Annotated in this window: 8 protein-coding genes and 8 tRNA genes; all 16 read right to left on the reverse strand. The window is 48.0% G+C overall.

The annotated features are described in order from the left end of the window. Window positions 1–33: 33 nt before the first annotated feature. The gene (gene queA, locus M891_RS0117435) at window positions 34–1,062 is read right to left on the reverse strand and encodes a tRNA preQ1(34) S-adenosylmethionine ribosyltransferase-isomerase QueA (protein WP_028539727.1); all 1,029 of its coding nucleotides are present in this window, start codon (window positions 1,060–1,062) and stop codon (window positions 34–36) included. Between the two features lie 10 nt (window positions 1,063–1,072). Further along, window positions 1,073–3,124, reverse strand: a complete 2,052-nt coding sequence (locus M891_RS0117440) for a SpoIID/LytB domain-containing protein (RefSeq protein WP_051417080.1) — start codon at window positions 3,122–3,124, stop codon at window positions 1,073–1,075. Window positions 3,125–3,230: 106 nt separating this feature from the next. Next, complete coding sequence (gene ruvB / locus M891_RS0117445) at window positions 3,231–4,235, reverse strand: Holliday junction branch migration DNA helicase RuvB (protein ID WP_028539729.1); 1,005 nt, start codon at window positions 4,233–4,235, stop codon at window positions 3,231–3,233. A gap of 32 nt (window positions 4,236–4,267) precedes the next feature. Beyond that, the gene (gene ruvA, locus M891_RS0117450; protein WP_016311146.1) at window positions 4,268–4,888 is read right to left on the reverse strand and encodes a Holliday junction branch migration protein RuvA; all 621 of its coding nucleotides are present in this window, start codon (window positions 4,886–4,888) and stop codon (window positions 4,268–4,270) included. Then, complete coding sequence (gene ruvC, locus M891_RS0117455; protein ID WP_028539730.1) at window positions 4,885–5,388, reverse strand: crossover junction endodeoxyribonuclease RuvC; 504 nt, start codon at window positions 5,386–5,388, stop codon at window positions 4,885–4,887. The genes ruvA and ruvC overlap by 4 nt, the downstream gene beginning before the upstream one ends. Window positions 5,389–5,658: 270 nt before the next feature. Beyond that, complete coding sequence (locus tag M891_RS0117460; protein ID WP_016311144.1) at window positions 5,659–6,342, reverse strand: BofC C-terminal domain-containing protein; 684 nt, start codon at window positions 6,340–6,342, stop codon at window positions 5,659–5,661. Between the two features lie 134 nt (window positions 6,343–6,476). Then, window positions 6,477–6,550: transfer RNA gene (locus M891_RS0117465), tRNA-Pro, on the reverse strand. A gap of 167 nt (window positions 6,551–6,717) precedes the next feature. After that, window positions 6,718–7,416, reverse strand: a complete 699-nt coding sequence (locus M891_RS0117470) for a hypothetical protein (protein ID WP_028539731.1) — start codon at window positions 7,414–7,416, stop codon at window positions 6,718–6,720. A 45-nt stretch (window positions 7,417–7,461) separates the two neighbouring features. Then, window positions 7,462–8,661 carry a hypothetical protein gene (locus M891_RS0117475; protein WP_028539732.1) on the reverse strand — a complete coding sequence of 400 codons (1,200 nt, stop codon included), beginning with the start codon at window positions 8,659–8,661 and terminating at the stop codon, window positions 7,462–7,464. 1,013 nt (window positions 8,662–9,674) lie between these two features. Next, window positions 9,675–9,754: transfer RNA gene (locus tag M891_RS0117480), tRNA-Leu, on the reverse strand. A gap of 8 nt (window positions 9,755–9,762) precedes the next feature. Next, window positions 9,763–9,836 (reverse strand) — tRNA-Arg (locus M891_RS0117485). A 9-nt stretch (window positions 9,837–9,845) separates the two neighbouring features. Continuing rightward, window positions 9,846–9,920: transfer RNA gene (locus tag M891_RS0117490), tRNA-Gly, on the reverse strand. A 17-nt stretch (window positions 9,921–9,937) separates the two neighbouring features. Beyond that, a tRNA-Lys gene (locus tag M891_RS0117495) sits at window positions 9,938–10,013 on the reverse strand. A 21-nt stretch (window positions 10,014–10,034) separates the two neighbouring features. Further along, window positions 10,035–10,111: transfer RNA gene (locus tag M891_RS0117500), tRNA-Asp, on the reverse strand. A gap of 35 nt (window positions 10,112–10,146) precedes the next feature. Further along, window positions 10,147–10,220, reverse strand: a tRNA-Met gene (locus M891_RS0117505). A gap of 18 nt (window positions 10,221–10,238) precedes the next feature. Then, window positions 10,239–10,314 (reverse strand) — tRNA-Val (locus M891_RS0117510). Between the last annotated feature and the right edge of the window lies 1 nt (window position 10,315).

Genomic DNA, 10,315 nt, shown 5'->3' on the forward strand with positions numbered 1-10,315 from the left:
GATCAACCGTCCTCTACTCAAATAAAAATACGTTTAGTAAATAAACATGGCGTCGCCAAAGCTGAAGAAACGGTACTTCAAGTCGATCGCTTCCTGATAAGCCTTAAGGATCCGCTCGCGTCCTGCCAGCGCACTGACCAGCATCACCAGCGTCGATTTCGGAAGATGGAAGTTCGTAAGCAACGCATCGACCAGTCCAAACTGGTATCCGGGATAAATAAAGATCCCTGTCCAGCCGCTGCTCTTGACGATCGGTCCGCCCTCACATTGCTTTGCTACCGTCTCCAGCGTTCGGGCCGAGGTGGTTCCGACGGCAATGACCCTGCCGCCTCTCGCTTTCGTTTCATTTAAGATGTCAGCCGTTTCCTGCGGCAGCACATAATATTCTTCATGCATGACATGATCCTCAACCCGGTCCACCGACATCGGCCGGAACGTGCCTAGCCCGACGTGCAAAGTGACAAAGGCGATCGTCACCCCTTTTGCCCGCACCTGCTCCAGCAGTTCTTCGGTGAAATGCAAGCCCGCCGTTGGTGCGGCGGCCGAACCCTCATGCTTGGAATACACCGTCTGATAACGTTCGCGATCATCCAGCTTCTCCTTAATGTAAGGAGGTAACGGCATTTGCCCCAAGCGATCTAGGATTTCGTTAAAAATCCCTTCATAGGCGAACCGAAGCACGCGTTCCCCCATGTCTCCCTCGGACTCAACGGTGGCTCTCAGTTCGTCCCCGAACACGATCACCGCCCCGGTCTTTAATTTCTTACCGGGTTTGACCAAGGCTTCCCAGCGATCTTCGCCCAAATTTTTGAGCAGCAGCACTTCGGCTTTGGCACCGGTCCCTTCTTTTGTTCCAAACAACCGGGCAGGGATCACCCGCGTATCATTCAGCACCAGCGTATCGCCTGGCTGCAAGTAATCCAATATATCGGAAAACTTGTGATGCCGGATTTCACCGGTCTGTTTATTTAGCGTCAGCAAGCGCGAAGCGGTGCGATCAGCTAGTGGGGTCTGAGCGATGAGCTCCTCTGGAAGCTCGAAGTCGTATTGATCTACATTCATCGGTATATTCTCATTCCTTAACGATAGACACGTTTTGATAGTAGTGTTGCAAGATTTGCCTGTAATCATACCCAGCGTCGGCCAATCCTTTGGCTCCCCATTGGGAAAGTCCCAAGCCATGGCCGTTGCCGCGTCCCACGAAGACGAATTGATTCGACGTGTCCACCACGCGGGCGGTTCGATCGCCGCTCATCACCACCAGCTTGCCGCTCGCTGTCGTCTTGCCCGATGCCGACTGAATCGTCGTTGTGGACGTCGCGGTGCCGGTACCTGTCGTTCCTCCTGCACCTTGTACAGTATAACGTCCTGTTTGCACGATATCAAACAAAGTGCTGGGCAAGCCATTCAGAGCAGAGCGATACGTGTCCGCATATTTGACGTTCAATGGCTGTCCGTTGGCTGTAACTTGGGTCACGCGTCCGGATGGGCCCCGTTGGCTGACCTCCAGATTGGATATCGAGGAAGGAACGTCGGAGGTCGTTTTCCCCTTTAGAGACTTCACCAGTTCATCGGAGGTATATGGTCCGCGAATCCATGCATAGGAGCTGGATTCAGGCACCTTGTCCAATACGATGGCTTGGTCGCCTGGATTCAGCTTCGCTAGGGGCTCTACATCCGATTGAATGAGCGGCAGCTTCCGGACCAGTACATTGCTGGTCGTCACCGTCAGCTTCTGCAACCCTGCCGGATTCGTCCCGTTGACGACGGTATTATCTTCACGGACATATCCTGTGATCCCGTTTGACAGCAGCACATGATACCACGATTTTAATGAGGCTTGTGCCGATTCATCTCCATCGCTGGGTACGCTGGCGTAGATCGGGTTCACATTCCCCCAAACCTCAACCGAATCTGCGGTCACCCCGCCGCTGTTGGATGCAAAGATGCCTTCGACAATTTGTCCGTTTGACGATACCAGCACTTCTCCCGCAGTAGCATCTACCGCTTGAACGATGCTGGCGACCTCTTTCTCTGTCCCGTTGTAGACCTGGCTTAGTGTCGTATCCACCAGTCCAGCTACTTTAAACTTATTAAGCCCTGCATTATACAGCGCATAGCTGCGCGCCGCAACCGCTTGAGCCTTCAACGCTTCCTGCGGCCAAGACGATGGTACTTCGCCGGCGACAACGGAATACAGATATTGCTCTAACGGCACCTCGTTGACAAGCGCCAGTTGACCGTTCACTTTACTAATCTCAAAATCCCCGCGGTAGCTGCGTCCCGAACGCTCCACCACCTGGATCGGCGAATTGCCGTTATCCCGAACTGTCAATTTGGCGCCTTCTCCGCTTAACTCATAATGGTCCACACTGACTGGACCCTCCAAATTCAACGTCACGTCCCGATGCAGGAGTAATGCAGGGACATGCTCATTCACCGGCGCTAAAGAAAGCCCCGGATACAGTCCGGACAACTCGGTTTGGAGTGCGGACTGCTCAGAGGCACTTAACGCGCCCCCAACCCATACCGCATACTGTCCCGAGCCGGTCATCGCCACAACGGCCTCTGCATGCTGTGCGGACAGCGTTTGGCGAAGATTCTCGGCCTCCGTCTGGCTTGCAAACGAACCGGCGGAGACGTAGAGTGGTCCACGTGCTTCGGCTTTAGCACCTTTTAACGATGCGGCTAAAGATTGGCTGATCCGATCCGCTGCTTTTTGCGCTTCTGCCGCACTGACGTAAGGGCCTGTATACACGCGGTAGATTGTGCTTCCCGCTTGATTTACCGCATAAGCCACCGGCCGATCAGATGTAGCCTGCAGCTTCTTAACCGCAGCTGCGACCGTTACCCAATCCGCAGATTCCAACGCTTTCACCTTATAACCGCTGACGCTAAATCTCGTTGTAGCTCCCGCTCCCAACTGGAGCCAAGACTCCGGCCCTGTACTGCCTGCCAGGATGACCTCTGCCGCAGCTGCCGTTTTTAAAGTAACGGCCGGAGTAGTCGATTTATAGGTGCTGCCCAAGTCCAGGTACATAGCTACGCGGACAAGGGATGTATCTGAATCATCAGCTGCTGCCGGCAACTGAAAAGCCCCAGCTAACAGCAAGCCCGCAATCATGCCTTTTCCCCATCGGGCTAACGAAAATGACCGCTTCGTTCGTGTTGTACGTTTCAACCTTGCTTCTCTCCCTTCATGGTGCCTTCGAGCCAAATTCACTGAGGTCTTAAGGTGTCTCCGGCATCGGCAGACCTAAATGCTGATACGCTGCCGGCGTAACCACCCGTCCGCGCGGCGTCCGCTGCAGAAATCCAATCTGCAGCAGGTAAGGCTCATATACATCCTCGATCGTCTGACTCTCCTCGCCGATGGTCGCAGCGATCGTGTCCAGGCCGACAGGCCCGCCGCGGAAGCTCGTAATCATTGCCCGCAGCATTTTATGGTCGATCAAATCCAGCCCCATAGGATCAACCTGCAGCATTTTCAGCGCTTCTTTGGCAATTTCTGTGGTAATCATGCCATCGCCCCGCACCTGCGCATAGTCGCGCACGCGCTTCAACAAGCGATTTGCAATCCGCGGCGTTCCCCGCGAACGAAGGGCGATTTCCGTCGCCGCATCCCCAATCATTTCGATGCCGAAAATATCCGCGCCTCGCGATACGATATAGCTAAGCTCATCGATGTTATAGAACTCGAGCCGGCTGACGACGCCAAAGCGGTCGCGCAACGGCGCCGACAAGAGCCCTGCCCGCGTCGTTGCGCCTACAAGCGTAAAGGGCGGCAAGTCCAGTCGAACCGACCGCGCACTTGGCCCCTTGCCGATCATAATATCCAGCGCAAAATCCTCCATCGCTGGATACAGCACTTCCTCCACCGTCCGATGCAGCCGGTGAATCTCGTCGATAAACAAGACGTCGCCTTCCTGCAGATTGGTCAGCAGCGCAGCCAAATCCCCCGGCCGTTCAATCGCAGGCCCAGAGGTCGTACGCAGGTTCACACCTAGCTCGTTGGCAATGATATTCGCCAGCGTTGTTTTGCCGAGCCCCGGCGGTCCATAGAGCAGCACGTGATCCAGCGCTTCCTTGCGCATTTTCGCTGCTTCAATGTATATTTTTAAGTTTTCCTTGATCTGGTTCTGTCCGATATACTCCGCCAAATAACGCGGCCGCAGGCTTAACTCCACCGCCTGATCTTCCATCATTAAATTCGCGGAGATGATCCGGTCCTCCATCATGCGCTACGCTCCCCTTCCTGTCCTCATCCTCAGCCGGCGTACAGCAGCTTGAGCGCCTTCTTCATGACGGAATCCACCGCCTCGTCCGGCCCGACATCGTCCTTCAGGCGATGCCATACCTTGTCCAACTCTGCTTCGGTATACCCCAGCGCTTTTAGGCCTTCGCGGGCCTCCGGCCATCCCGGATTACCGCCATCTCCCAAGATCTCGCCGGCATCCGCAGGCACTGGATCAAACAACGTGCCGCCAACGCCCTCCAACTTGTCCTTCAGATCCAAAATCATCCGCTGCGCCGTCTTCTTCCCAATCCCCGGCAGCTTGGTCAAGAAGGAGATGTTCTCCTGGTGAATTGCCGCCACAACATGATCCGGATTTCCACCGCTCAAAATCCCCAGCGCGACACGCGGGCCGATCCCGGATACCTCAATCAGCTTGCGGAACAGCTTCTGCTCCTCACGAGTGGGGAATCCAAACAACAGAATCGCATCTTCACGCACATGGTGATGGGTGTAGATCGTCACCGTCTCTTGTCCTTTGGCTGCAAAAGCATAAGGATTCGGACAAAATACCCGGTACCCTACCCCTTGTACATCCAAGACGACGTACTCTGTTTCCAAATGGGCAATCTGGCCCCGTAAAAAATCAATCATGAACGCAATACCTCGTTTATTTTAGAGTTTAAAGTATACGAATGTGCATGGCAGATTGCCACGGATAATGCATCCGCCACGTCGTCGGGCTTCGGAATCGCCTGGAGCTTCAGGAACATGCGCGTCATCTCCTGCACCTGGCGTTTCTCCGCTTTCCCGTAACCGACGATTGCCTGCTTCACCTGCATCGGGGTGTATTCCGCAATCGGAAGCCCCTTCTGCGCCGCAGCAAGCACCAACACGCCCCTCGCTTGACTGACCAACATCGCCGTCGTCACGTTCCGATTGAAAAACAGCTTCTCGAACGCCACCGCATCCGGCTTATATTTGTCAATCAACTGAACCATCGCCTCATAAACATGCATAAGCCGTTCTTCCTCCGGCGTATGGGCTTCAGTTTGAATGCAGCCATACTGCACCGGCGTAACCTTATTGCCTTGTTTATCAATAAATCCGAACCCGACAATCGCAATGCCAGGGTCAATTCCAAGTATCCGCAAGGCTCATCTCTCCCTATCGTTGCTATAACTCCCCCATGATCCTCGGATGGAGCCCTGTCCTACATAAAGCGAACATATGTATTCACTTTATTATAGCAAAAGATCGGTCAAGATTGAGGAAAAACTTATTTGCAGGTGAAAAAAGTGTAATTCATGCAGGCAAAATAAAAAGAGGGATGTCCCTCCGTTATCTACGATAACTTATGAGAACTCCCTCTTCTGGTTGATCCAATCCATCTTTCGGCGAACGAAAGCGTGCAACGAGTTGCTTTATGGCTGTTCCTCCTGCTGCATCACTCTCTCCGACGGCTCAATTGCAAAATCGCTGAAGGTGGACAATACACTATTGTATTCCTCCACATCCTGAATACGAATTCCTTGCCGCAGCTGCTGGATGACTTCTGCCGGCAAGGCGCTCTCCATCATTTCCACGTCAATCTGAAAAAAAGTACGAACCGCCTTCTCCTTCTTCGGTGGACCGTCAAATAACGTCAAGTTGCCATCCTTGTCCAAGCCGATGTATCCTTGCGTTTTGCAGTCTTCGGAAAGACCATCGATCCTCTCTTCGATCCATACGTCGCCCCCGGCGCCAAGTCTGCCTTTCCATGTCGGGTGATCCTTCATCAACTCAGCGATTTCATTTGGGGTCATAATGCCGAGAACACTGCTTTCTTCTCCACAGGTATATATTTTCGTCAGATGGACGATTCTCGATTTCCCCTCTTCCAGCTCCGATAACCATTCGTTATCGGCATCCGGAGCAGCTTCTTGCCACATGCCAAGGGTTTCGATCGCCATCGGTTCACGAGCCATCAACTTCTCCATTTGATCGGATAATGGAAGCCCCATCCAGGCCATAACCGCAATCAGAGCCAAGGCGCTGGCGGTCCATATGGCGCGTCTCCATCTTCTCCATCGCTTTTTCAGATGTTTTTTGATTTGGAAGATATTCACGGTTATCCCCTTCTATCGGACTTTTGTCTCTATTTTGACCGATAGTGGAAGCCTTTATTCAATTCTCAAAAACAACGGCTGCCTTTCGTAAGCATCAAAAAAGCAGCCATCCGTTAAGATGACTGCTCCATAGATCGGGACGACACGATTCGAACATGCGACCCCCTGGTCCCAAACCAGGTGCTCTACCAAGCTGAGCTACGTCCCGTTATCAAGTGATTTACCGATTTCTAAAAAATCGGGCCACTCTTTCTATTATAGCGACTTCGACATAGAAGTCAAGCATTAATATTCGATTTTATTCGTTATTATCTATTCCCCTTCAGACGTACAGTCACTTCTTGCGAGTCGGATGGAACCGATACCTTATAAGCGTTATTCGGGTGGTATATAATAAAGACCATCATCACCCAATTGTAATAAGTAGTCGGTATCAGCTGCTGTAATCAAAACTTCATTCCCATTGTCCCTTATTTCTTTATAATAGATGTGTCCATCGTGATAATATAATACTTCACTTGCTTCATCATATTGAAAATTGTCAGTCAACCTTTCTTTATTAATCAAAGAACTCCAGTCTAGGGTTTGTCCATCCTCGATCTCAATCTTAAATACGTGGATACCTGTTATATTCGTAATTCTATAATCAGTGGCATAAACATAATAAAGGTGTTCGTCCCGCCTTTTTATATCTTCAATCCGCATACTCCCTCGACTGTCGATGATCTCGACCAGATCGTTATAGACCACAATGTGAAAACTTTCCCTACCACTGGAGCCGTAAAACTCCGGATTTTCAATGTACTGAATTACTTTTAAGGAATCAGCTTCAAAAAATGAAAAGAATTTTGATATTTCTTCTATCTCTTTAATAGAAAACTGTGGATTTTCCCTTAATCTATCGGCTAGTGTGTTCATGATCTTTGTTTTCTCTGAATCCTCTACTTCTCCTCTATCCCACCTGTTGAATAATGCTTGAAGATCTTCTTGTCCTCGCTTTTGATCAGAGTTGATATAATAAAGTACGCCTATTAAAATCAGACAACTTACAATAACAATTAAATTTTTTTTCATTTATTATAAAAAATCCTCTCGCATGTGTTTTTTCTTTATTCATATTCAATCATACCAACTATTCCACCAGCCTTCAAAGACTTTCAGGAATAAATAGTTTCCGCCACCTATTGTCGGTAATAAAGAATAGTCAATTACATGTGGAGTATACGTATACAATACCCATGCTGGAAAAGTGTCCACCTGTATTTTCCCAGCATAAGTCACACCACCAGATGTTTTTGATACACCGCCATTAACAGTCGAAAACACATCTAGCTTGGAATCATGCAGCCACTTATCATACATCCACGCACTGGCAAGTTCGACCTGCTTATCAAAACCGGTGTACGTGGTAATATCTCCACTATCCGTCGCTCCATAGCCCATAGCGTAATGAAATGCTCTTCTATTAACGTTAGTATCTGTACTGGTAACTAGACTGCTTTCTTTCTGTAGGGTAACCAGTATCACTCGAGGATTAATACCCGCATTCTTTGCTGCATCACTAATAACCTTTGAAGGTTTTACTGTTCTACCAGTATCATAAGCATTACCACTAGAATTGATAGCATAAATCTTAATGCTATTCCTCAAAACAGAATTTTTACTTGTAAGGAAACTCTGAATTTCACTTTCAGTCATTGCGTCGTCATTGTTATAAAGAAAATCACTTGAGGATAATAGTGAATTCATCCTTTTGCCGGCAACATAATAATCGACAACTGCAAAAGGAGTAACAGAACTATTCTCAAGCCTATTAACAGTGGAACTATCAACTAGCCCTTGGGAATATTGTTTAGCTATTTCATCTTTCAAAGTTGCTTCTGCATTGCTGAATTTTCCAAGATTTATTTGATACAGCTCTTTCTCCCGAAAGTAAGATGTCTGCAGTTGATTGTTATAAAAAATATTCTCGACAACTTGTCCATTCTTAGAATAGTCGTAAACTGTTTTATACCCTGCTGTGTCAGTAACTTGAATAATTCTATCATTGTCCCATTGAATATCGTAAATTCGTCCGTCAGAATGGATTTCATTTTTAATTCGGCCGCTTTCATCATAAATCATAATGTTCTCATCAATAAGATTGGCCTTATTTTGCTTCAAATTCTTTGGTAGGGAGTCATAAACAGCAGAAATTTCATCTAATGTTCTTTTTGAAAGATTCGTTTCCGCTGCATAAACACCTGAATTAAGACTAAGTAATAATAAAGATGCCAAAAGACTAAATACAGTTAATGCTTTCATCTTTTTTGAGATCACTGTTTTTCACCTCTTTAAAAGTTTTTCATTCCAATTAAAAAACAGCACATCTAACCCTACAAGAAATTCTCAATCTTTCTATTTAGACTAAATCCCTCCTCCTCTCTAAAAGCCCACTCTATCAACTATGTACAAAACATTTTTTATCTTATAATAGTATCTAGGCTGTTTGCTTTGAACATAGCAAAGAGCGTACAGAGTTGATTTCCATCGCTCCTCCAAAAGCAGTATGGAAATCGACTCTTATTTATTGCAGCAAGATACCAGATATCAGATACACCCCTTCTGGTATTCTTGATACAATCAGTCATTATTGAACATCAATATCTGCTTCATTAATCAAACCATTCAATACATAAACACTTCGACTTACACCTTTCCTACGCTCATTCTAAACAATGCTTGTTTGAAGCGGAAATTCTGCGTTGTCCGCCTCCGGCACGCACATTAAAGCTAACATCTTACAACATCGACGCAAGACAGAAACTGCAAATTAAATGTCGAAGAAGAGAGGGGATAACTGGGTTGGCTGCACTATTGTAAAAGAAGTAAAGTGGTACTCATGATGGAGGGATTACCATTAATCTTGAGGTAAATATTGTAATTTTATACATATTATATAGTGTATTCAACTTGATTTCAATATTTTTTGTCAAGCATTATTACATCAATAGGAAATATATCCTTTTAAATCCCAACTTCTTCTTATTACTCGCTGGATTCCTTCCTTTTCATTCCCTCCTTCTTAAAACTAAAGATAGTCTTATTTATAATTTCCTGCTACAACTTCTGGTTCCTGGCTATCTCCGCCGATTACTGAAGAAACCAAATTTCTTTTCATTTGTATATTCAAAAGTAAACGGCTTAACCATGTAACTTTTGTATCGTTTCCTCCTGAGCTCTTCGGTGTCATTTGGTATTGTAATTATTAAACTTAAGATCATCTCACGTTGTAACAAAAAAAGCAGATTTATTAAATCACGATCCGTGATTTAACAAATCTGCTTGTTTGATGCCGGTGAAGGGACTCGAACCCCCACGGTTTCCCTCACGATTTTGAGTCGCGCGCGTCTGCCAATTCCGCCACACCGGCAAAGGGAACGCGCCCTAAGAGATTCGAACTCCTGACCTTTTGATTCGTAGTCAAACGCTCTATCCAGCTGAGCTAAGGGCGCGTATGATTATGGAGCGGACGACGGGAATCGAACCCGCGACCCTCGCCTTGGCAAGGCGATGCTCTACCGCTGAGCCACGTCCGCATAATCAAATATGAAACTGGTGAGCCATGAAGGACTCGAACCTTCGACACCCTGATTAAAAGTCAGGTGCTCTACCAACTGAGCTAATGGCTCGTACAAAACAAAGAAGTTAAATGGCGGAGCCGACGGGATTCGAACCCGCGATCTCCTGCGTGACAGGCAGGCATGTTAGGCCTCTACACCACGGCTCCACACGAGAATAATGCCATCCTCTGGAAGAGGATAATTGCGGGGGCAGGATTTGAACCTGCGGCCTTCGGGTTATGAGCCCGACGAGCTACCGGGCTGCTCCACCCCGCGTCAGTAATAAAGAAGTTATGGTGGAGGCTGAGGGGATCGAACCCCCGACCCTCTGCTTGTAAGGCAGATGCTCTCCCAGCTGAGCTAAGCCTCCA

The sequence above is a fragment of the Paenibacillus sp. J14 genome, assembly GCF_000518465.1.
Taxonomy (GTDB): Bacteria; Bacillota; Bacilli; order Paenibacillales; family Paenibacillaceae; genus Fontibacillus; species Fontibacillus barengoltzii.

Bases quoted from the DNA above. Each gene is read 5' to 3' on its own strand.
- queA (WP_028539727.1), bottom strand. From the start codon at position 1,062: ATGAATGTAGATCAATACGACTTCGAGCTTCCAGAGGAGCTCATCGCT.
- M891_RS0117440 (WP_051417080.1), bottom strand. From the start codon at position 3,124: ATGATTGCGGGCTTGCTGTTAGCTGGGGCTTTTCAGTTGCCGGCAGCA.
- ruvB (WP_028539729.1), bottom strand. From the start codon at position 4,235: ATGGAGGACCGGATCATCTCCGCGAATTTAATGATGGAAGATCAGGCG.
- ruvA (WP_016311146.1), bottom strand. From the start codon at position 4,888: ATGATTGATTTTTTACGGGGCCAGATTGCCCATTTGGAAACAGAGTAC.
- M891_RS0117470 (WP_028539731.1), bottom strand. From the start codon at position 7,416: ATGAAAAAAAATTTAATTGTTATTGTAAGTTGTCTGATTTTAATAGGC.